The sequence below is a fragment of the Bacillus sp. BS3(2021) genome, from assembly GCF_021043345.1.
Taxonomy (GTDB): Bacteria; Bacillota; Bacilli; order Bacillales; family Bacillaceae; genus Bacillus; species Bacillus paralicheniformis.
On sequence record NZ_JAJNDM010000009.1, the window covers coordinates 155,366 to 176,984 of the forward strand.

Annotated in this window: 24 protein-coding genes and 1 pseudogene; 1 reads left to right on the forward strand and 24 read right to left on the reverse strand. The window is 39.4% G+C overall.

What is annotated here, in order from left to right; translation table 11 throughout:
• Positions 1-53: 53 nt before the first annotated feature.
• The 16 genes from LQ247_RS18645 to LQ247_RS18720 all read right to left on the reverse strand — a co-directional run bounded on the left by LQ247_RS18645 (position 54) and on the right by LQ247_RS18720 (position 13,692).
• A complete protein-coding gene (locus LQ247_RS18645) occupies positions 54-1,319 on the reverse strand; it encodes a methionine gamma-lyase family protein (protein ID WP_231006405.1) in 1,266 nt (421 codons plus the stop codon).
• Positions 1,320-1,337: 18 nt separating this feature from the next.
• Entirely contained in the window at positions 1,338-2,600 is a 1,263-nt protein-coding gene (hflX, locus tag LQ247_RS18650) for a GTPase HflX (protein ID WP_106070743.1), read from the reverse strand.
• Positions 2,601-2,703: 103 nt separating this feature from the next.
• The gene (spoVK, locus tag LQ247_RS18655; protein ID WP_003182136.1) at positions 2,704-3,669 is read right to left on the reverse strand and encodes a stage V sporulation protein K; all 966 of its coding nucleotides are present in this window, start codon (positions 3,667-3,669) and stop codon (positions 2,704-2,706) included.
• Positions 3,670-4,223: 554 nt separating this feature from the next.
• Entirely contained in the window at positions 4,224-4,601 is a 378-nt protein-coding gene (locus LQ247_RS18660) for a hypothetical protein (protein WP_103750441.1), read from the reverse strand.
• Between the two features lie 35 nt (positions 4,602-4,636).
• The gene (locus LQ247_RS18665; protein ID WP_023857627.1) at positions 4,637-4,792 is read right to left on the reverse strand and encodes a hypothetical protein; all 156 of its coding nucleotides are present in this window, start codon (positions 4,790-4,792) and stop codon (positions 4,637-4,639) included.
• Positions 4,793-5,802: 1,010 nt separating this feature from the next.
• Entirely contained in the window at positions 5,803-6,501 is a 699-nt protein-coding gene (locus LQ247_RS18670) for a hypothetical protein (RefSeq protein WP_216920654.1), read from the reverse strand.
• Positions 6,502-6,544: 43 nt separating this feature from the next.
• Entirely contained in the window at positions 6,545-7,045 is a 501-nt protein-coding gene (locus tag LQ247_RS18675; RefSeq protein ID WP_144497667.1) for a hypothetical protein, read from the reverse strand.
• A gap of 291 nt (positions 7,046-7,336) precedes the next feature.
• Positions 7,337-7,939, reverse strand: coding sequence for a PadR family transcriptional regulator (locus tag LQ247_RS18680; RefSeq protein WP_101560868.1), 603 nt, complete (start codon positions 7,937-7,939; stop codon positions 7,337-7,339).
• A 35-nt stretch (positions 7,940-7,974) separates the two neighbouring features.
• Positions 7,975-8,667: a HoxN/HupN/NixA family nickel/cobalt transporter gene (locus tag LQ247_RS18685; RefSeq protein WP_020451541.1), complete on the reverse strand. Its 693-nt coding sequence runs from the start codon at positions 8,665-8,667 to the stop codon at positions 7,975-7,977.
• A gap of 65 nt (positions 8,668-8,732) precedes the next feature.
• Positions 8,733-9,557: an urease accessory protein UreD gene (locus LQ247_RS18690; protein WP_039072724.1), complete on the reverse strand. Its 825-nt coding sequence runs from the start codon at positions 9,555-9,557 to the stop codon at positions 8,733-8,735.
• Between the two features lies 1 nt (position 9,558).
• On the reverse strand, positions 9,559-10,170 hold the full coding sequence (ureG, locus tag LQ247_RS18695) for an urease accessory protein UreG (RefSeq protein ID WP_020451539.1): 612 nt from the start codon (positions 10,168-10,170) through the stop codon (positions 9,559-9,561).
• A gap of 20 nt (positions 10,171-10,190) precedes the next feature.
• Positions 10,191-10,874, reverse strand: a complete 684-nt coding sequence (locus LQ247_RS18700) for an urease accessory protein UreF (RefSeq protein WP_026579680.1) — start codon at positions 10,872-10,874, stop codon at positions 10,191-10,193.
• Positions 10,867-11,322, reverse strand: coding sequence for an urease accessory protein UreE (gene ureE, locus LQ247_RS18705; RefSeq protein ID WP_020451537.1), 456 nt, complete (start codon positions 11,320-11,322; stop codon positions 10,867-10,869). The genes LQ247_RS18700 and ureE overlap by 8 nt, the downstream gene beginning before the upstream one ends.
• Before the next feature lie 10 nt (positions 11,323-11,332).
• The gene (ureC, locus tag LQ247_RS18710) at positions 11,333-13,045 is read right to left on the reverse strand and encodes an urease subunit alpha (protein ID WP_105978853.1); all 1,713 of its coding nucleotides are present in this window, start codon (positions 13,043-13,045) and stop codon (positions 11,333-11,335) included.
• Positions 13,042-13,368 carry an urease subunit beta gene (ureB, locus tag LQ247_RS18715; RefSeq protein ID WP_020451535.1) on the reverse strand — a complete coding sequence of 109 codons (327 nt, stop codon included), beginning with the start codon at positions 13,366-13,368 and terminating at the stop codon, positions 13,042-13,044. The genes ureC and ureB overlap by 4 nt, the downstream gene beginning before the upstream one ends.
• A gap of 21 nt (positions 13,369-13,389) precedes the next feature.
• Positions 13,390-13,692: an urease subunit gamma gene (locus LQ247_RS18720; RefSeq protein ID WP_020451534.1), complete on the reverse strand. Its 303-nt coding sequence runs from the start codon at positions 13,690-13,692 to the stop codon at positions 13,390-13,392.
• Between the two features lie 240 nt (positions 13,693-13,932).
• Here LQ247_RS18720 and LQ247_RS18725 point away from each other — a divergent pair, with 240 nt between their 5' ends.
• Complete coding sequence (locus LQ247_RS18725) at positions 13,933-14,877, forward strand: urea transporter (RefSeq protein WP_231006406.1); 945 nt, start codon at positions 13,933-13,935, stop codon at positions 14,875-14,877.
• 572 nt (positions 14,878-15,449) lie between these two features.
• Here the strand turns inward: LQ247_RS18725 and LQ247_RS18730 are convergent.
• The 8 genes and pseudogenes from LQ247_RS18730 to LQ247_RS18765 all read right to left on the reverse strand — a co-directional run.
• On the reverse strand, positions 15,450-15,701 hold the full coding sequence (locus tag LQ247_RS18730) for a hypothetical protein (protein ID WP_020451531.1): 252 nt from the start codon (positions 15,699-15,701) through the stop codon (positions 15,450-15,452).
• Between the two features lie 518 nt (positions 15,702-16,219).
• Positions 16,220-17,353 carry a Rap family tetratricopeptide repeat protein gene (locus LQ247_RS18735; protein ID WP_025811520.1) on the reverse strand — a complete coding sequence of 378 codons (1,134 nt, stop codon included), beginning with the start codon at positions 17,351-17,353 and terminating at the stop codon, positions 16,220-16,222.
• A 59-nt stretch (positions 17,354-17,412) separates the two neighbouring features.
• The gene (locus LQ247_RS18740) at positions 17,413-18,666 is read right to left on the reverse strand and encodes an MFS transporter (RefSeq protein ID WP_144497662.1); all 1,254 of its coding nucleotides are present in this window, start codon (positions 18,664-18,666) and stop codon (positions 17,413-17,415) included.
• A 205-nt stretch (positions 18,667-18,871) separates the two neighbouring features.
• Positions 18,872-19,291, reverse strand: coding sequence for an SMI1/KNR4 family protein (locus tag LQ247_RS18745; protein ID WP_231006407.1), 420 nt, complete (start codon positions 19,289-19,291; stop codon positions 18,872-18,874).
• Positions 19,291-19,677, reverse strand: coding sequence for an immunity 22 family protein (locus LQ247_RS18750; RefSeq protein WP_026579688.1), 387 nt, complete (start codon positions 19,675-19,677; stop codon positions 19,291-19,293). Before LQ247_RS18750 ends, LQ247_RS18745 begins: the two co-directional genes overlap by 1 nt.
• 192 nt (positions 19,678-19,869) lie before the next feature.
• Positions 19,870-20,324 (reverse strand): annotated as a pseudogene (locus tag LQ247_RS18755) (DUF4274 domain-containing protein).
• A gap of 209 nt (positions 20,325-20,533) precedes the next feature.
• Positions 20,534-21,061: a hypothetical protein gene (locus tag LQ247_RS18760; RefSeq protein WP_216920643.1), complete on the reverse strand. Its 528-nt coding sequence runs from the start codon at positions 21,059-21,061 to the stop codon at positions 20,534-20,536.
• Between the two features lie 9 nt (positions 21,062-21,070).
• On the reverse strand, positions 21,071-21,619 hold a 549-nt coding region (locus LQ247_RS18765; protein ID WP_231006409.1), incomplete at its 5' end, for an EndoU domain-containing protein.

Below are 21,619 nucleotides of genomic sequence, written 5' to 3' on the forward strand. Positions count from 1 at the left end.
AATGTGTCAACATGATGTAAGGATTCTTTACATGAAAATATTCTTTATTTTCTTTACATTAATCCCTGCTTCATGAGCGCATCCACAGCACTGCATATCGCATTCTTCACATGGGAATAGGTTAATCCGCCTTGGACATATGCCACATAAGGCGGTCTTATAGGGCCATCCGCTGATAGTTCAATGCTTGCTCCCTGTACAAAAGTGCCGGCCGCCATAATGACATCGTCTTCATAGCCCGGCATATAGCTCGGATATGGTGTCACATGGGCGTTGACAGGAGAAGCGTACTGAATGGCCTGACAAAACGCGATCATCTGCTCCGGGGTGGAAAATTCGACAGACTGGATCAAATCGGTCCGCTTGCTGTCCCACGAAGGATTCGTCCTAAAGCCGAGCTTTTCAAGAAAGCGGGCTGTGAACACGGCTCCTTTTAATGCCTGGGAGACGACATGCGGCGCAAGGAAAAAGCCCTGGTACATTTCCTGAAGGGTGTACAACGACGCACCGGCTTCACTTCCGATTCCAGGTGACGTCATTCTGTAGGAGCAGGCTTTCACCCATTTTTCCTTGCCGGTGATATAGCCGCCTGTTTTAGCGAGGCCGCCTCCCGGGTTTTTAATCAGCGAGCCTGCCATCAGATCCGCTCCAACATGGCACGGCTCACGCTCTTCTACAAATTCGCCGTAGCAGTTGTCGACGAAAACGATGATGTTTTCGTTTACTTCTTTAACAAAGCGAATCATCTTCTCAATCTCACCAATTGTAAAAGACGGACGGTCTGCGTATCCTTTTGAGCGCTGGATTCCGACAACTTTTGTCTGCGGTGTGACGGAAGCTGCCACGCGGTCAAAATCAACGGCTCCTTCTTCAGTCAGCTCGACATGGCTGTATCCGACCTGGAAATCTTTCAAAGACCCCGAGTTTTCCTCACCTCTGACGCCGACGATCTCTTCGAGGGTATCGTACGGTTTGCCTGTGATGTAAAGAAGTTCATCCCCCGGGCGGAGAACGCCGAATAAAGCAATTGATATCGCATGGGTTCCCGAGATGATCTGCGGTCTGACAAGGGCCGCTTCACCGCCGAAGACGTCGGCATAGACTTTTTCCAGCGTATCGCGGCCGATGTCATCGTAGCCGTAGCCAGTCGATGGTGTGAAATGCGTATCCGATACTTTGTGCTTTCTGTAGCTTTCAAGCACCCTCCACTCATTTCGTTCACTGATTTCATCAATTGTTTTATGGATTTGAGCGATATCGGCTTCAGCCTCTACCGCCGTTTTCTTTAGTAGATCTCCGTGTTTTAATGTCTCAAACATGTTCTGCAGTGTCCTTTCCTACATATACTTCTTCAGCTCTCCCAAAATGTTTTGGTCAGGGAGAATATATCCTTCCACGTCATATGCTTCGCGATCTTCGTCAAAAATGGTGCTGTTCGTCATTGTCTCAGACTTGATTCTCGACAACAGCCTTCCTTCTGAAGCAGGAATCCTTACGTCATACTGAACGAGCAGTTCCTTTTTCAGATAGTCTTCAACCGCCTGCTTAAACAACGGCAAGTCTCCGTCTATTTTGGCGCTCGTCATGATATGACCTCTCCCTGAAGAAGGGATGAAATCCGGCCGCTTCCGGTCTCTTTTATTATAGACGGTTAAAACGGGAATATCATCGGCTTCAAGTTCTTCAAGAAGGCGCTTGACCGTCGCTTCGTGGCCCTCGTAGTCTTCGTGTGAAGAATCGATCATATGAAGAATCAGATCGGCTTCTTTCACCTCTTCGAGCGTCGATCTGAAAGCCGCGATCAAAGTCGTCGGCAGATCCTGAATAAACCCGACCGTATCTGAGAGCAGCACGCTGTATCCGCTCGGCAGCGTCATTTTGCGGGTCATCGGGTCAAGTGTGGCAAACAGCAGGTTTTCTTCATAGCTGTCGGCGTCTGTAAGCCTGTTAAACCATGTCGATTTCCCTGCATTGGTGTAGCCGACGAGCGCGATTTGCAGTACGCCGTTTTTCTTTCTTCTTTCTCTGTATCTGCTTCTGTGGCGAATGACGGTAGACAGCTGAACATTGATTTCATGAATCCGGTTTCTGATATGGCGCCGGTCGGTTTCCAGCTTTGTCTCCCCTGGGCCTCTTGTTCCGATTCCGCCGCCTTGCCTTGACAGGTTGATTCCCTGGCCGCTTAACCGCGGGAGGGCGTATTGCAGCTGCGCCAGCTCAATTTGCAGCTTTCCTTCCCTTGTCCGCGCGCGTTTGGCGAAAATATCGAGGATCAACTGCGTCCTATCGATAATTTTCACGTCAAGCGTTGTGACAAGCGCTTTCAGCTGACTCGGCGACAATTCATCATTAAAAATTAAAACATCGGGCGACAGCTCTTCACAGAGCACCGACAATTCATCTACTTTTCCTTTTCCGATATATGTAGCAGCATCGACACGGTTCCGCTTCTGCGTGACCGTGGAAACAACCGTTCCATCGGCCGTTTTCGTCAGCGCGGCGAGCTCTTCCATCGAGTATGAAAAACGCTCATCAGATACGTGCGGAAGCTGGCATCCGACTAATATGGCTTTCTCTTTCATGACTTCCTGTCCGTTCAAATGATCATGTTCCTTTCTTAACGTTAGTCAATAAGCAGTACTATCATAACAAACGAAGGGAACGGTTGCTAGAAATCCTCGAAAATAAAAAAAGAACGCGCCATTATACGTGCGGCGCGTCTTCCTTCAAGTCGAGATCCTGGCTTTTAATGGTTATCAGGTCATTCTTTAAATAGCAGTCTCCCATCAGCAGTCTCATCGCCTGCGACCGGATGGATTTTTCGATCAGGTTGCGGACGAAGCGGCCGTTGCTGAACTTCGCGGGGCTGACCGTGCTTTTGACGGCCATCAGATGGTCTTTCAGCTTCCACTCGGCCTCAGGGCTGAACTGATATTCCCTTTCCGCCATCATCCGTTTCGCAATGTCCATCAGCTGGCTGACTGAGTAATCGGGAAAATCGATGCTGATCGGAAACCTTGACTGAAGGCCTGGATTTAATGAAAGAAAATGATCCATTTCCCGCGAATATCCGGCGAGGATTAAAATAAATTCGTTCCGCTTATCTTCCATATGTTTGACTAATGTATCGATTGCCTCCTTGCCGAAGTCTTTCTCTCCACCTCTGGCAAGGGAATAGGCTTCATCGATGAACAGGATTCCGCCCATCGCTTTTTTGATTAAATCCCTCGTTTTTTGCGCCGTATGACCGATGTACTCACCGACAAGATCGGCGCGCTCCGCCTCGATCAGATGGCCTTTTGAGAGAACATTCATCTCGTAAAAAAGCCTGCCGATCAGCCTGGCGACGGTCGTTTTTCCGGTTCCCGGGTTTCCTTTGAACATCATGTGTAGCGCCTGTTTTCCGGCTTTAAGGCCTTGTTCTTCACGCTTTTTATTGACGAAAATCCAGGCGTAGATTTCCTTAATATTGCGCTTCATTTCCTCCATCCCGACCAGCGTGTTCATTTCCCTTTCAATTTCCTTCAGAATGCTGTGTTTGGCTTCATTTTTTTGCAGTGCGGCCTGATATTCGGCTTCAGCCTCTGAATTGGCCAAAACCTGCTTTTGACCGTTCAGTATGATATTGATTTGTCCGTTGTTTTTATAAGTAACAGCCCTTTCCAACACACTCACCTCACCATTCTCTCTTTATATCCTATTCATGGCGCGCTTAAGCCGTGACAGACGCCCACATGACTGCGCATTCCGATGTTTTTTGAGAAGGACGGGGCAGGTCTTGTTGAAACCTGCGCTTTCCCGAGAAATACTTTATTTCTTATTGTATTCAGGTAGGCTGTGCGGACAAACCAATTTTTTATTTCTATTTGCCTTTTTGGTAAATGCTTAACGGGTTGACATGTTAAATCGGAAGAAAATGATGAATGATGAGGTCCTTTGGAAAATGGATCCAGTCAGTCTGAAGATTGTTGCGGCTGTTGCTCAGCTCAGTTCTTTCATCTTCTCTTTGTTAGCTTTTGATTGAGTAAATCCTAAGTGATGAAATGCGTGGCAATTAACGCATATTAAATCAAGATCAATTACTTTTACTACAGATTAGCAACAGGATGACAATTGTTTATTATTATTAGTTTTAATCTAATGAAACAATTAATTATTGAGATTTGAGTATTTACTTTCATTATATCTTTAAGCTTTCTAATATCTAGATAAAACGATGGTTTTTATTCGCATTCATTGTATTCAAGATATAAGTTAAGCCATTCTTCTTCCTCTGGGAATGGCTCCTTATTTGTACGATACCATCCATTAAAATATGCTACCAAATGCATCATTATCTCTTCTGCTCGTCCTTTAGAATCCATTCCTAATTGAGTAAAGCCATTTTTGCTGCTTAATGGATCTTTATCTCCTGGTTTATCGAACTGAACAAGAGCTATATAATATCTTCTGAGTCTGTACCAAAAGGTAATGCTTCCCCCGGAATGGTCTCCAAAATGCATTACATCTACTTTCGGCTTAAAGCCTCTTAATCTTAAATAATCAGCGATTTCTTCAGCACCAAATTCTTGATCTATTTGCCCTCTTTCTTTGAGTACCAAAATTAACCCCTCTCTACGTAAAATGATTATTAGAGCTAAAATTCATCAATTATTAAATTTAAAGCAATAAACAACAGAACAATTGCTATTACAATAATTGTTTCGATAGTATAGGTTCTGTGATTTTTCTTCTTTTTCATTTCCTCCCTATATTTTTCTTGAAGCTCTTTCCTCTTCTCATCCATTTTCATTATTAGGCTCCCCTTTCGCCAAAACCAAAGTATGAACCTATTTTCGAGTCGTCTAAACAATGGGCACTTAAGAAACTAAAACGTAAGACATACGAAACCTGTGTTTTGGTTCCATTATACAACAAAGGAAAGAATTATTGGCCAAACTGAGAAACAAATAATATGATTCCTATCCCTGCGCTCATCGCACCAAAAAGATTAAATCATCGTAAAGTCGAAACTTATATCTGAAGGTGATTTAATGGAGAAAGAGTTTGAAACAAAAGGATATGACACATCCACTGTTACGATTATAAAGTGTATTGTGAGGCTGTTTTCTGCTTACAGTTTCCTGGTCGTCTGACGATTCATTTTCTTTACTTGTTTGGCTACATGCTGCTAACGTGTGTAGACATGTTAATAGAATAAAGTAACTAAAGTGATGTCTTTTCAAGTTTGTTCTCTTCTTCCAGTTTGTTATTTGACTGGAAACAGATAACTTACATATATTTCAATTTTTTCATTATCTTAATCAATCTTTGGATAAGTCTTTAGCATCTTTGTTTTTCCTTGGTGTGCTCTATGCTACAATATAAAAAATGCAAAGTTAAAAGTGAATATGGAACAAACATGCTAATACAATAAAAGACTATAACAGGCATAAAAATTGCTGTAATTATCTTCCCAAAGTTTGAAAACAATACCCGTTCGCCGTTTTCATTGTATTCATCAGCAGTTGCTAAATTTAGTATCGACCGATAAGCTTAATAAAGGAACGCTAATCCAAACATCTTTCCAAGAAAATCAGAAATCGGAATCTCTAGTCAACTAAAAAGCGCAGCAACAACAATAAACCCTAAGATTAGCTGCCATCCTTGTTTAGCCCACCAAATCACGTATAATCCTCCTTAAAATGTTTTAGACCCTATTCAGTTCGTTTATTTAAAATTAAAGCTTGCAATTAATTAAAAAATGTGCAGTCAATGGATACTTGTTGCAGCATTTCCTTAGCTGTGTCCTTTTTCATATTGTTATTTTTCGTAATAATAAGCTTTGACCCAATAATAGTTTCTCCCCTTATGTTCACACCATTCAACAAATCCCTTTGATTGTTCTTTTGTAAACATCACCCAGTCATTCAATAGATCTTGATAATAGTTGAGTGCTTCGTTATTGTTTTTTCTTGTTTGTTGACACTCTACCTTGTTGTTTAACTCCCGGGACTTAGCAAGAAGTGCTGTATCTTCTTTAATATCGCCAAGATATAAATCTTCGGATATATGATGGAATGAATACCAAAGGGCGTTCAAATTAATATCGATTAGCGTTAATAAGGATAATTGTTCATTGCTGCCACCAAGTCTAAGTGCATTGTGTAAGTAATCGACACGTTTTTCAGTATTTAAAAACACGCCATACCACCTATATGGTCTTGGATCTTCGGGATTACTCTTCATCCATCTCTCAAGTAAAGGCTTTAAAAGTTCCTTTTCAAATGGATGAACGAGTACATGGTGAATATCTTCTGATGTTTCAAATAAAGCAAACAGCCAACAAGCAAAATTCTGTTGTGCATTATCATCCCACATCTTTGCTTCATCAATAAAGGAAGATAATGATTTAAAGGATTCCTTACGCAACCCTTTTTCTTTGAGGGAACAAAACTTTTTAAATAACGGATATACATCCAATCTGTCATTTTTTAAGATATTAGTTAAGACATTTACCATTGTTCACATCTCTCTTTGTTCAGATTAAATTCGTAATTTTATTCTAATATCTATGATCGGCACGCTTTCTTTCAATGGATGATTTTTTTACCCACCAGTGAGTGCCCTTATAAGACCCGCTTAAAACTTCTATTAATGCCAAATCACGATCATCCATGGTTTTAATAATTTTTATTCTTTTATACCTTGGTATATCAATTGTATTTACTCCATCACTTGTTAATTCAGATATACTGCCGTAGTTCTTCTCTAACGTCTCGATAGACTTAGCACCATGAATATTCCTGAGAATCTCGATTTCATCTCCAGCTTTGTATCCCCCAGATCCAGGTAAGAAAAGGACTGCTATAACTGCTAAAGCTAGAAGAACGCCAGCAATTCCATAAAACGCTTTTTTTATGAGTTCTATTAATTTATCCACGAATTTGATTATTGGATTATCTATATATTGGTGTTGTCTTCTTTTTACTCGTGATTTGGTGATCATTAGGGTACTCAATATAGCTTCCGTCATCCCAATGAACAGCAAATGTTTTTTCACCAACCATCTTCAGTTCTCCTTCAGTCACGTTTCCATCACCAAACCATGTAACCCGATTCTCATTTAAAAACACCTCCAAGTCTTATTTCGGATAAGATTGATCCGATTTCAAACTCGAAGGTGTTTTTTATTTGTCTCATCTTGTGGGGCAGTCCGGCAGTTCCCTCGATTGTTTAACAAAAATGGCACGTTTCGTTTTTCTGCACCATTCGTGAACGCGGGCGTGAACATGCGGCGTTCTCACTGTGTTATATTGAGGCGCCTTATCTTATGTACGTGACATTCGTTTTCAGTCTAGATAAGCAGTGACGCTCCATTTATCCCTTCTACACTGACATAACACAGAAAGGGAAAATTAAATTTCTTATCTTTTATTAGATTTAAAACCTTTTGACACCATGTTTTTTCTTCTTTAGCCAGTCTGAATTTGCGATCAATCAAGATATAACGGCCAAAGTTTTTAGACATGCTATCCGATTCCTTGTTTTCTAGCTCCGCCATTTTGTTCAATTGGGTATCAATTGTTTTTTCTAAATTTTTGATTCGATCCTGAATCAATTTTACAGAATCTTCCTCTTTCAACAACCAAATCGAATATACTTTAATAAGAAATTCGTCCCTATTTATTGGATCTGAAGGAGATACAGCGATCCAATCTTCTAACGCTTCTTTTCCCTTTTCAGTGATGGAGTATATTTTTTTATCAGGTTTCCCTATTTGCTCTACATGCTCGTATTCAAGAAATTCTTCTTGTTCCATTTTATTTAGCAAAGGATATATTTGACTATGTTTTGCCGGCCACACTACCTCCAGGTACTGAACTAACTCATATCCTGAACAAGGTCTTCTGCCGAGAACGCTCAGAATGGCATACCCTAAAGTATTTATATCATTCACCTCAATCTTTAAATGGCGGTTACTTTATACTATTTTTAAATCCAAAGGTTAAATAAACCCTCATTAATACCCAAGTTATACATATAGTATACACCAAAAACAGCACTTATTACACCCGTCGTCATCCCTAGTGTTCCGCTGATTGCCCCTCGCTTCTTACTCAGCACAAAGGGAATTCCAATGATTGTTGTAAAGAAAAGCATACCAATAACTGTTCCTGCCCCGAATATAAGAATATATATTGCCGCTTCCTCTACACTCTTGACAGTACTTATCGTTAATAAGACCATGGCTCCACTTCCTGCAAGACCATGAACTAAACCGATGAATGTTGATCTTAAGTACGTTACGTTTTTATGGCGGCGCTTATGGTCGCCGCTGCTTTGATGGGTGTGGAGATGTTTGTGTTGATGCGTATGTACAGGGCTATTCTTGAAAGAAAGAATCGTTTTAACCCCTAAATAAACAAGCATGACTCCTACTAAAAATTCTAAGGACATCGACCATTTTTCTGATATTTGCCCCTTCATTACAATGACAATGATTCCAACTATAAACAATGTTACAGTATGGCCAATGCCCCAAAATATGCCCGCTAAAGAAGCTTGCCATAACTTTTTACTTTGACTTGCAATTGTCGATACCGCAATCACATGGTCAGGTTCAATCGCATGCTTGATTCCTAAAATTAATGCCAGCATTAAAACCGAGAATAATGTACCTTCCACAAAATACAGCCCCTTCTTGAATCTGAAAAAAACCAACAATTGAACAGTTGCTGGTTTTTTAACCGTTAATATTTTCTTAAAAAACTCGGGGTTTTGTTAAACCATACTTGGTTGAGGAGATGATGAAATTCGGAAAACAGACTTTCGATGATCTGTGTTTGATTTGCTAATACCCGTACGGAAAACCCAGGGACAGGCAATAAAGATATGCCTATTTTATATTCTTTTGTCTGAGTATCCACGGCCTGATATAAACGATCAAGAAGGTCATGATCTACTTGTTCATTGATCACAATCATGGAACCTAAGTGAGAATAGCCTTCCATTAAACCCAGACCATCTATATTTTGTTTGGCTGGGCATAGTTTGATATGGTCATAGACTGCCAGCTCATTTTCCTTATAGATTTCATTAATGAATTGAAGCATCTCATAGGTAAACTTTTCTCCACTAGGAGACCATCCAGGAGTCACAATATCTGAATAAAGGAACGTACATCCTTTTTCAATATATACTATATTTTTTTGTTTATACCGTGCATTTTGATAGCCGATAAGCGGATCGGGAATGTACTCAAGATAACTGCCTTCCTTAAGGTTAAATTCCGTTTCCTGATATGCATGTGTATGCGGTGTCTTATATATTTTAGTTGCCGACTGGGTTGTTAATGTTAATCTTGCTTGTTTCTCCAGTGAAATCTTCATTTGATAGCGATCACCGTCTAAATAACCGCCGCCGGGGTTTAAAATATAATAACAGGCTTGTCCTGATTCATCATGATAAATAGGACGCATGACTTTATACGCCCCCTGAAAATACACATTTTTCGCAATGGTCTTTCCATTTTTTTCTTCAGCGCTCAAACGCAAAACGCCTGTCCAGTCCCCCATCTTACTCCAGTCCTTTTAATAGTGCATTTTCCTTAATCCAGTCAATGACTTGATCAAGACCTTCATTCGTTTTTAAATTTGTAAAAGCGAACGGCTTGTCTCCGCGGAAAACCTTCGTATCAGATGCCATAACGTCCAGATTTGCTCCAACGAAAGGCGCTAAATCTGTTTTATTGATGATAAACAAATCAGATTTAATCATTCCTTGACCGCCTTTTCGCGGTATTTTCTCCCCTTGGGCCACATCAATAATATAGATTGAAAAGTCAACAAGTTCAGGGCTGAATGTAGCTGCCAGATTATCTCCGCCGCTTTCAACGAAAATAAGTTCAACGTCTGGATTCTTCTTCACTAGCTCATCAATGGCTGCAAAGTTCATTGATGCGTCTTCGCGTATTGCCGTATGAGGGCAGCCGCCTGTTTCCACACCTATAATCCGATCTGCGGGAAGCACCCCGTTGTTCATTAAAAACTTGGCATCTTCTTTTGTATAAATGTCGTTTGTCACAACTGCCATACTCATTTCATCTTGCAAATGCCGGGTTAATTTTTCGACTAACATCGTTTTCCCTGCTCCTACAGGTCCTCCTACACCGATCCTAATTGGTTTCATACCTAACACTTCCTTTTTTATTAAGACATGAAAATACGAATATTTACACGCTCGTGCATCATTTGAGATAATTCTAAACCGGGAGAAACAATCCCGAATTCTTCTTCATTTAAACTTTGAATTTTTTCTGTTGCTTCGATTAAAACAGTCTGAAATTCTTGAATTGTCTTTTGACCTGCCACTTGCCCTAGAGGGACAGCCCGTACCGCATTTTGAACAAGATTTGAGACTGCTGAATACAAATAGTACAGTGTAGTCGTTGATGAAGGGACACCAAGATGATGACCTACAATCGTAAATACAATGGAGGGATGTCCAAACGATTGCTTTTGATCTATACGCTCCCGATATGTTGAAAGAATGGGTATATCATATAGGGATTCAATAAGATTTAACATCCGCTCGCCCATCCTTTGGGTTCCTTCTCTTGTTTCACGCGGCAAACTTTGAACAGTCAACATGCGATCTAATTTCCATACTGTTTGTAAATCTTCGTTCTCTAAAGCTTCATATACAAGACGGGAAGCCAACCCATCTGAATAGATGAGCTGCTCGTTTACATACGTATGAAGCCATTGTACGAACGTTGCTTGATCATGGACTTTATCTTCTTGAATATAGGTCTCAAGACCATACGAATGACTAAAAGCCCCTATAGGGAAATTTGAATCACATAGTTGGAGTAAAGATAAAATATTAATCATGGCTATGACCGATATGGCGGAAAGCCTGTTTTACTTTTCGGTCTTCACGTTTATATGGAATTTGCAGGTCTTGAAGTAACTCTTCTACAAGATAATCATATTGAACAAGCATTTCGTCCTCTTCAAACTGCGCCGGCAGGTGGCGATTTCCTAATTGATGAGCGATCGTTCCCATTTCATTCAAGGTGCGCGGTTTGATAACTAATAAATCATCGGACAGTACATCGATGACGATCATATTTTTATCGTCCATATACAAAACATCACCAGCGACAAGGTCACGCGCTTCTTTCAAGCGTATTCCAATTTCATTGCCATGATCTGTTTTCACCCGTTGGATTCGTTTTACTAAATAAGCACTTTCAAGGTAAACTTTTTCAATATGGCGTTTTTCAATTTCCTCTTTTTCCATGTTTTCAAGATTTGTTACGATTTGTTCAATGATCATGACTCTCACCTCAGAATAGGAAATATCGTTGACCCATTGGCACCTTATCAACAGGGTCACATGTAATTAATTGGCCATTTACTTTTACTTCATATGTTTGTGGATCGACCGTTATTTCAGGAGTTTCGCAATTCAGCTTCATATCTTTTTTCGTTAGTTTGCGAATACCGCGAACCGGAAGAATGATTTTTTGCAACCCAAGCTTCTCATGCACTTTGTCATCGAAAGCTGCCTGGGAAATAAACGTAATGGAAGTGCTGGACAGCGCCTTGCCAAACTGTCCATACATTTGGCGGTAAATAACAGGCTGCGGTGTCGGGATAGAGGCGTTAGCATCTCCCATTAAGCTCTCTGCAACAAAGCCGCTTTTCATCACCATTTCAGGCTTCACACCGAAAAATGCTGGATTCCAGACAACGAGATCGGCCATCTTCCCTCTCTCGATAGAACCGACATATTCGGAAATACCATGAGTAATGGCAGGATTAATTGTATATTTGGCAATATAACGTTTTACGCGGTTGTTGTCCGAAAGCTCGCTGTCGCCCGCCATTGTTCCTCTTTGTTTTTTCATCTTATCGGCTACTTGCCATGTACGTAAAATGACTTCTCCAATCCGTCCCATCGCTTGGGCATCCGAACTAGTCATACTGAATACACCCATATCCTGGAGAATATCCTCAGCTGCAATCGTTTCGCGTCTGATACGTGAGTCAGCAAACGCCAAATCTTCCGGAATAGATGGATTCAAGTGGTGACAGACCATTAACATATCTAAGTGCTCATCTACCGTATTGACTGTATAAGGTAATGTCGGGTTCGTAGATGACGGCAGAACATTGTTAAAGCTGGCCGATTTAATTAAGTCAGGAGCATGTCCTCCCCCTGCACCCTCTGTATGGTACATATGAATGACGCGATTTTTAATAGCTGCCATTGTATTTTCCATAAATCCGCCTTCGTTTAATGTATCCGCGTGAAGGGCAACCTGAACATCATATTTGTCAGCCACACTTAGCGCATGATCGATAGCTGAAGCTGTAGCGCCCCAGTCCTCATGAACTTTCAGTCCAATGGCGCCGGCGCGTATTTGCTCTACCAGCGGAGCTTCTGAAGCGGCTTGTCCTTTTCCTGTAAACCCAACATTAATCGGCATGCCCTCTGCCGCTTCAAGCATTCGGTGCATATGCCACTCGCCCGGTGTAACCGTGGTAGCCTTTGATCCTGCAGCAGGGCCTGTTCCTCCTCCAATTAGGGTGGTAAGACCTGAAGCTAATGCTGTTCTGATTTGCTCCGGATTAATAAAATGGACGTGAGTGTCAATTCCGCCCGCAGTTACAATCATACCTTCAGCAGCAATAACTTCTGTACCAGAGCCAATCACAATATCCACATTGTCCATGATTAGCGGATTACCTGCTTTCCCGATTCCAGCGATTTTGCCATCACGAATTCCAATGTCCGCTTTATAAATACCAGTGTAATCTAAGACAACAGCATTCGTAATGACAACATCTGCTATTCCCTCTCCACGTGTAACTAAAGGGTGTTGTCCCATTCCATCACGAATAACTTTACCGCCGCCGAATACCACTTCATCTCCATATGTCGTGTAGTCTTTCTCAATTTCGATGAGCAAATCTGTATCTGCCAGACGAATAGAGTCCCCTGTAGTCGGGCCGTACATTTCAGCGTATTGCTTTCTTGGCATCTTGAAACTCATGATTGGTTCCCCTCTTTTTCCAATGATCCGTCCACTTTATTATTAAATCCGTATACCCGGCGTTCGCCGGCGTAAGGCACTAATTCCACTTCTTTTTCATCCCCGGGCTCAAAACGCACAGCTGCTCCTGCCGGAATGTTTAGTCGCTTTCCAAATGCTTCTTCTCGTTTGAATTGAAGCGCTTCATTCGCTTCATAAAAATGAAAATGTGAACCTACTTGAACTGGGCGGTCACCTGTATTCGTTACATTCAATTTGGACGCCGCTCTTCCGACATTACAAATGATATCCGTTTCTTTTAAAAATAGTTGCCCCGGTTCCATTTCAATAGCCTCCTATCCATTTTATTTAATTGGACTATGTACAGTTACAAGCTTTGTGCCGTCTGGAAATGTAGCTTCTACCTGGATATCATCAATCATTTCCGGAATGCCTTCCATTACATCTTCCCGCGACAAAATGGTTGTTCCATATTCCATCAACTCCGCAACTGTTTTTCCATCCCGTGCTCCTTCCAACACTTCATACGTTATCAGGGCTACTGCTTCCGGGTGATTCAATTTTAATCCCCGTTCTTTACGTCGCTTCGCAAGATCTGCTGCCACAACAATCATAAGCTTGTCTACTTCACGCGGTAATAGTTGCATCACAAAACCTCCCTGTATTTTTATTACGACCAAACGGTGAGCATTCATATAAGGGGGAGCCAGTTCATTAACATTCTGAGCTGAAAGCGCAAAAACTAAAAAACTGAAAATATATTTGATTCCCCTGCTTCTGTTTTAAATGTATATCATTTTTTACATATATGTCAATTTATATATTCAAAAATTTATATATGATACACTGAAGATATATAACCTTGAAAAGAAAGGAGAATATTCATTATGCGAAAAAACAAACATCATTTATTAAGCGAGGGGGTGTTTTCCCGTTTAATAACAGCTTCTCTCAAAGGCATCTCTCAAGTCATCCTGATTGAGAATGTTATGACCGGCTTTCTAATCCTTATAGCCATTACTATTTTTTCCTATTATTTAGGTATAATCGCTTTGTTGTCCGCTATTATCGGTACTTTAGTAGGGAAATTGGGAGCGGCAGATGAAAAGATTATAAATGAGGGTCTATTAGGATATAATTCTGTGTTAACAGGAATGGCATTGGCATCATTCTTAACTGGCCCTTACATGTGGCTTGTCGCTTTAATTGGATCAGCCTTAGCAGCCATTTTTACAGCCGCCATGATGCATTTTACGAAAAGAACCGAAGTTCCAATTCTTACATTCCCCTTTGTTATCCTGACATGGTTTATATTGCTGGCTTCATACAAATTAAATGGGGTTAAATTAAGCTCTGCCCTGATACCTCAGGATTTAACACACTGGGAACTAAAGACAGCAGGGGGAGTCAATTTAGTAGACGGGGTCTTTCATGGAATTGGACAAGTATTTTTTCTGAATAACACAGTATCCGGGATTTTAATTTTTCTAGCCGTATTTTGGGCAGGAAGAAAACTGGGACTTTATGCAGTTATCGGAAATGCAGTTGCCATCATCATTGCATTCCTTTTAGGAGGAGAGCGTTCTCTCATAACATTGGGTCTTTACGGGTATAATGCAATTTTAACAATCCTGGCCGTATCTGCCATTTTTAAAAGTGAACATAACCGGTTTTCATTTTTGTCAGGGATCATTTCAGCTTGTCTGACAGTGCCTATAACAGCAGGCCTCAGCACGTATCTTTTGCCATATGGACTCCCTGCCCTAACAATGCCGTTTGTACTTTGTTCATGGCTGTTTTTAGGTGCAAGAAAGGTTCTGCCAAACTTATAGCTTTGCCTATTGATGATGTAAATCAGCCGCTTAGTGGTTACGCAAGAAATAAAAGTCATGGAAGAAACCCATGATGTCTTACTATACGAATCTACTCGCGTTTAGACATTAATGAATGATAACTTGTGAAAAACGATGGTGAGCTAAAAACTTACAGGAATGCCGGGACTTTGATAGGAATGTTCCATTTCATTGACACTCTCACTTCAGAAATATCTGGAATCAATCGATTACCACATGAAACAGACTTATTTTTCAATAATGATGCTATGAGAGCGTCTCCGACATTATTCGCTTGCCAAGACCCTTAGGCCCCAGTCAGTCTGAAGGTGTGCTGCGGCCGCTGTTCAGCTCTCCCATGTAAACTGTGAAAAACTCATATTGGCGCAAGCATATTCTGATGGTGCCGCAGAAAACTGTTCCAGCTTTGTTTTCATTGATCAACGAGAGGGGCATAAATAAAGAGGATTTGGACACAGAGAGGTGAAAGTAACTGATTTGGTTAATGAAAAAAATTCTGTCTCAGGAAGAATAAGAATACAAACGATTGAGACAGAATTTTGTCTTACGGTTTACTTATACACGTAGCAAGTTCCTTGTATAACCGTAACACATGTATATGTTTCATGATAAGATTTACCTTGGCTGTCTCTAAAGAAAACAGTTACAGTATTGTTGCCATTCCATTGGAATTGATAGGCGTCTGGATACTTGTCTCGAATCGGAGTTAAATCCGGCGCAGCGCTTGCAGGTAATCCGGATACCAACAGAGCCCCAGCAACTGCAACCGCTCCCGCTACTTTTTTGAGTTTGTTTTTAAACATAAACACATCCCCTTTTCGTTTTGTTTAACTATTAAATGCTTGTCCATTTAATAGACACCTTGAGCTTAACACCAAAAGGATGAAAAAATTGTCAAATGGTGTATAATTGAAAAATAATTCAAAAATAATACACATTTTTACAATTGATTAGACATAACTTTAATCACTTTTCACTTAGGATTTACTTTAATTGCATTCCTCAGCATCAATCCTCCCATTTTTTCTAGAGGCAAATCTGGTGCTGGGAGTATATTTGAGAGCCGCTTCTTTACTGGCTTGAATATATTGGTGAAATCCGGAAAACTAATCGATATTTCAGAAATGAAAAAGACCAGCCCATAAACTCACGGTGAGTTTCACGTACTGGTCTCTTTTAAAGGTTCTATATATTAATTTAGCAGTCTCAGAGTTAAATTGCTACCCTGTCAGCAACATGATATGCTGTATTTGTTGATTGATCGTAAGAAGTGCCCAATAAACCAACTGCACCTAATAACAGGATAGAGCAAATTAGCAACTTAGCTTTCATGTACTGTCCCACTCCTTTGTATTTGTCTTCTTGCCTCAACTACTCTTCGGTAAAACTCAAGTGAATCATGTAGCATTTCTTTTCCTTGTAGAAGTTCTGCCGTGATGACTCCATACTCTTCTATGTCTGCATACATACCTTTTTCACTGAAGAACTCAAAGGATTCTCGAACTGTGTCAAGGTCAAATGATAAATACAACCCGTAAATCATTTTCAGCTTTGTAAGGAATTCTTGGTCCTCAAATTTTTGAGCCCATTCCATACCCTCAAAGTACCGATCTTCTGCTTCAATCCACTTCTCTTGTTTCGCTTTAACGTGCGAAATATTAAAGAGGGCTTTTGGCAAAAAGCTGTGCTTTTCATTTTTATAAAGTTCAGCAGCCATTTGAAAATGATTTTCTGCTTTGTAAAGTTCTTCAAGTTGATTATAACATATTCCAATATTCAAGTGTGAAGAACCAATTAAATAATCAACTTGTAATTCCTTTGCATCTGACAGTGCTTTGCTGGTATGCTCCAGGGCTTTTTCAGGATTCATTTTATCCAGCCAGTTACCAGTCATTAAAAATTGGCATTGTACTCTACGCTGTCCATATGTTGGCTGTTTTAAATAAATCTTATATGCATGATTAGCATAATACATTGAAAAATATGTTTGTTTCATATAGTAATAAATTTCTGACAATTTGAAATAAAATTCTGCCTTTTCAACATCATCGCTTTCAAATGAATTCAATTGATTTTCGGCATTTTGGTAGTAAGCTAAAGCATGAAGAAGTTCTTTCTGTCTAAAATGATACATTGCTGTGAAGAAATAGTAATAATATTCGAGCATACCATTCAAATTTCTCCCGCCTTTAGTCTTTTCCCTTAACTCTTCATAATGAACCTGTATATCTTTTGCTGCTTCTGGACAAATGTAATCCAACATCAGCTTATGACGGAATTCAAGCAATGAAAAATATATAAGGACATCCTGATTTTCTTCCATTATAGCGATCTCTTGTTTAACCTCAGATTTCATTTTTTCAGCTTCATCAACCCAGTCATTTTTAAGAGCTACATACCAATAATTCATTTTCGTTGCCACTAGATCATAAGGTATTACGCTTTTATATACCAAAATAAAAACCCCTTTCTTAATCATTTTGAAATATTCGGCATTTAAACGTGTGAATTTTCTTACATTTTTAAACTTTCTTCTTTATCCCTTATCATGTCTGAACGATTGGTTTTACTTAGTTTCGTAAGAGTTAATATCGCAATTCCAGCTAGAATTTCAATCAGTCCGCCGAAAGCGATAACTTTTCCTGCACCAAAGGCAGCAGCTGCATAGCCGCTAATTAAAGCCCCTAATGGTACCATCACATGAGAGATCATTCTAATAACAGCAAATACCTGCGGCTGATCTTCATCTGCAACTGAGGTTTGAATAATGGTGTGTTCAGGTACGTTTATGGCACTAATGGTAGCCCCCAAAACAAATGCTGCGAGAAGAAGTAGTAATAAAACTGAATTCATTCCTGTTATGAAAAGTGCAATTCCTTCTATAATTCCAGCGGAGACAAACAATAGTCCATATCGGTTCACTCTTACTTTAGTTAAGATAAACCCCATTAAAAAGGCTCCGGTAGCTGTTGCTACTCTTATGAAAGAATGAATGACCGAACCGCCGCCTAAATCTTCTGACAGATAGATCGCTGAAAGCGCCTCCCAAGGAGCTGAACCGATATTCAACAAAATGCAGTATACGGCTAGCGGAAGCAAAATATGATGATTTCGAACAAGTACAAAACCTCTTTTTAGCTTTTTAAAATATGCGCCTTTTGGTTTCTGTTCCTGAGCCCCTTCTTCTTTCAAGCTAAATTTAATACACAGAACTAAACAGGCTGAAGCGATGTAAAATGGAAATATAATAAGCATTGTATAAGCAGCGCCTATTACAGCAATCAATATACCGCAAACCATTAACGAGACCAATTTTACAATTTGGGCTGAAGATTCTATGGTGGCATTAGCTTTTTGAATAAGTTCATTCTTAACAATTTGCGGAATCATGGAAATGGATGCAGGATCATAAGAAGCCCCAGTTGCCGAATGTATCAGCATTAGTGAAATAATGAACCATAATGGTGAAAATCCACTAAAATAAAAAATTGGAATGATCAGCATCAATGAAGCCCTTGTTATATCTGCGGAGAACATCCAGAACTTAAGAGTTTTTGGTTTCATAAAAGGTGAAATCAACGGTCCTATTAAAGCTTGGGGAAGAAGGGTGACAGCTATTAGCATACCTGTTCCGACAGCCCCTTTTCCATCTAAAATGAGAAACCACAAAATAGAAGTAAAAGCAAAGCTGTCTGCGGTTATTTTCACCATTTTAGAGACAAACAGAAAGGAAAAATTTCTTTGCCACACAGTGGAGCCACTATTCATTCCTCAAAAAATCCCCCTTACAAAAATCCCTCATTTTTACAGGTCTCTCACCAAAGCATATCCTATATTTGGTTTCTTGGTCAATGTAGGAGAGGAATAATTTAAGAAACATTAAGGTAAAAAGGGCTTTCACAATTAATCGTCTCCCTTCTAAAACAAAAACCCCGCCTTTTTTAGAGGTGGAGTTTTAAATCTTGGCTTTTCCTTACCAGTTATCTATTGCTTCTTGAAAACTGTCTTGTAAATAATCATCAAAGCTAGAATATCTTTCAATCTCCTTTTTGCTTATGTCATCCCACCTTATTACACAATGATTTTCTCCAGTATTGAGACAATAAACAAACTCGTCCACATTTTCAACAACTAAGTATTCCTCAGGTAAACCAAATTTTCTAAATCTTTCTGTAGCATCAACTACTGAAGCATATCCATTTCCCTCTACTCCTAAGACCTCAACTCCACATATTCCTCCTGAGCCATATGCTTTAACAAACTCTTTATATTGCCTTGGAAATTTGCATCCTAATTTCTCTTCAGCCCTCGAAATACCTTCATCGGGTACTGCTCCGAAAAAATCATCTTTTTCTATATATTCATTTATCATCATTGAAATTTGAGTATTCATTACATATATTTAACTGAACCTAAAAATTTAAATTCACCGCCACCAATAGATACCTTCTTTTTGACACCTTTATAGTCGAAATTATATAAGAGTACCACCGCATTATAATTTTTTGTCAGGTGCTCTCCACATACTGAAATAAATTCGGGGATAATCGTATGATCGTAAGAGAAGTCTTCTAATAATCGACTTACTGAGTTACTAGACTCTTCATAAAAATCTGCTTCACGAACAGACTCGTCGTACCTTTCTATATTAAAGCTATGAGCAAATATTGAAGGAATAAAATCACCATCTTCAGTATAAGAAGTTTTAAGAATCTTTTCTAATTCTTCTGGAGAACTGATACTGCCTACCCAAAGTGATACAAACTCTTCTTTTTGCATAAAGCTACCTCCTCTTCTATAGCTGCGCCTTTAGTGCCGACGACAGACGTAGCAACCATTCCGGTAGCCATATTTAAAACATCTCACCCGGCTTCTTCCCAAAACGCCTATAATTCCGCCCTATTCCTTGCTGGGTTTCTCCAATTTGTTCAAAAACCTTGAAAGGCACTGCCGTTCAAGGTGAAAAACGCATTAAATTTTTGGAACTTCAATCAAAACCCCTGGTGACTTATCAAGTAAAGCATCGGGAATATGCGGGTTATTTTTTTTCAACTTAAACCTATGAACCCTTGTTATTTCAGGATCGAATGAAATATTTTGAGAATTAAACTGCAAATTTATAAGTTTTGATATGTTTGAATTAAAAAATCCTTCCATTCTTCTAAAGCAGATGCTGAAACATCGTCTGGGCTTTCGAGCATACGATAACCGTCTGCATAATGGAACATTAATAACCCCGTACCATAATCGCAATTTTCATTCTCTAGAATTGCTTTTGGAACTTCAAAACCACTATTCCAATTATAATTCGCTGCAAAAACATGGAGCAACAAAGGGTCATCAATGTTTCTTACCCGACTTATTGTGCTGTCTTTTTCTGTATTATAAAGCAACTCTTCGAGGAAATTAATATCTTTCTTCTTCATTACTGTTTTACCTCCTAACACACATACTACATATCTTTGTTTGACATAGTTTGGATCTAATCAATCTCATCCCCAGCTCACAAGAAAAAGCTCTCTTTCCAGAGAGCCTTTGTACCCCATCAAAATTTATTTCACAATAATACGCATTTATGACCAGCTTCTTTCGGACAAACCACCGAAATACTTATCTAATTTATAGAAGGTGTATTTTAAATATCAGCAAGAAATTTTTTTCTCAAAGACTCAATCATATCAATTTCACCATTATAATCTACGTTACTTACAAAGGATTCATTCATTTTTTCAAAAAAATAGTCCGCCCCTTCAATTAAAGCAAGAAGGAAATCTCTTTTAGGTACGGCAGCTTTAATTTGAGTAGGAGCATCTAGTTCAAAAAGTAATAAATCATTAGCTAATGATCGCATACTTAAACGTAACGGCTGATCTGGAAAGTAAGTTTCACCATATCCTGTGCTCAAAACATTCTCGATTACATTTAATAAATATGCCCACAAATCATCAACTAAGTCCCATGTGGTTACATCCATCAAAATTTGATCATTAAATTTTATTATTATTGCGCCTTCAAGATAGTCAAAATCCAATATACGTTCTATATTTTTTAAATCATAGATGTTCTTAATATCTACAAAATAATCATTTTGCTGAGATTTCAATATCGATAAATCAGTAATTGTTCTATCTGGTCTGCGAATTAATGTATTAATATAAAACAAAATTTCCACCTACTCTACTGGATAGAATTGACCTATTCGTCCTTTTTTAAAACCAACTACATATTTTACTCCGTTATACGTTCCTGTTATTTGCTGCTTACCTGTTGTTCCCCTAAAGTCTTTTTCAGTCAAAACTCCTCGGTTTTGTTTTAAAATAGATTCTATAGCGTTAGCTATATCTTCTGTAGACAAATCCTTCTTGAAAAAAGACTGTGTCGCTTTAACTGATCCATCCCAATATTTAGGATGATGCCTTTCCAAAATATGCTTCATCCCTTTTTTATCTAGTAAGAACCGTCGATTTCCAAATGTCATTTTTCTGCTTTTGAAATTAGACAAGGCATTAACGACTTTTTCGGAAGTGGCTTTATTTATTCCGATATCGCCTTTCTCAACATTAGCAAGTTCCTTTATTCGTCGAATAAGCTCTTCTTTAAAGTTACTGCCTTCAATAGCATTATAAGGGAGTTTCCCCCCACCAGCAAACTGAACTTGCGGCGCAAAAGGGTTGTGTATTTGAATTCCTTTTATGTTTGAAGCGACCCTTTGCATCGATTT

Excerpts from the sequence above, each read along its gene's own strand:
- ureG (WP_020451539.1), bottom strand. The coding sequence starts at position 10,170 with ATGAAACCAATTAGGATCGGTGTAGGAGGACCTGTAGGAGCAGGGAAA.
- LQ247_RS18750 (WP_026579688.1), bottom strand. The coding sequence starts at position 19,677 with ATGCAAAAAGAAGAGTTTGTATCACTTTGGGTAGGCAGTATCAGTTCT.
- LQ247_RS18690 (WP_039072724.1), bottom strand. The coding sequence starts at position 9,557 with ATGGGGGACTGGACAGGCGTTTTGCGTTTGAGCGCTGAAGAAAAAAAT.
- LQ247_RS18670 (WP_216920654.1), bottom strand. The coding sequence starts at position 6,501 with ATGGTAAATGTCTTAACTAATATCTTAAAAAATGACAGATTGGATGTA.
- ureB (WP_020451535.1), bottom strand. The coding sequence starts at position 13,368 with ATGGAACCGGGGCAACTATTTTTAAAAGAAACGGATATCATTTGTAAT.
- LQ247_RS18720 (WP_020451534.1), bottom strand. The coding sequence starts at position 13,692 with ATGCAACTATTACCGCGTGAAGTAGACAAGCTTATGATTGTTGTGGCA.
- ureE (WP_020451537.1), bottom strand. The coding sequence starts at position 11,322 with ATGATCATTGAACAAATCGTAACAAATCTTGAAAACATGGAAAAAGAG.
- ureC (WP_105978853.1), bottom strand. The coding sequence starts at position 13,045 with ATGAGTTTCAAGATGCCAAGAAAGCAATACGCTGAAATGTACGGCCCG.
- LQ247_RS18725 (WP_231006406.1), top strand. The coding sequence starts at position 13,933 with ATGCGAAAAAACAAACATCATTTATTAAGCGAGGGGGTGTTTTCCCGT.
- LQ247_RS18645 (WP_231006405.1), bottom strand. The coding sequence starts at position 1,319 with ATGTTTGAGACATTAAAACACGGAGATCTACTAAAGAAAACGGCGGTA.
- LQ247_RS18745 (WP_231006407.1), bottom strand. The coding sequence starts at position 19,291 with ATGAATACTCAAATTTCAATGATGATAAATGAATATATAGAAAAAGAT.
- LQ247_RS18665 (WP_023857627.1), bottom strand. The coding sequence starts at position 4,792 with ATGAAAATGGATGAGAAGAGGAAAGAGCTTCAAGAAAAATATAGGGAG.
- LQ247_RS18740 (WP_144497662.1), bottom strand. The coding sequence starts at position 18,666 with ATGAATAGTGGCTCCACTGTGTGGCAAAGAAATTTTTCCTTTCTGTTT.
- LQ247_RS18730 (WP_020451531.1), bottom strand. The coding sequence starts at position 15,701 with ATGTTTAAAAACAAACTCAAAAAAGTAGCGGGAGCGGTTGCAGTTGCT.
- LQ247_RS18700 (WP_026579680.1), bottom strand. The coding sequence starts at position 10,874 with ATGATTAATATTTTATCTTTACTCCAACTATGTGATTCAAATTTCCCT.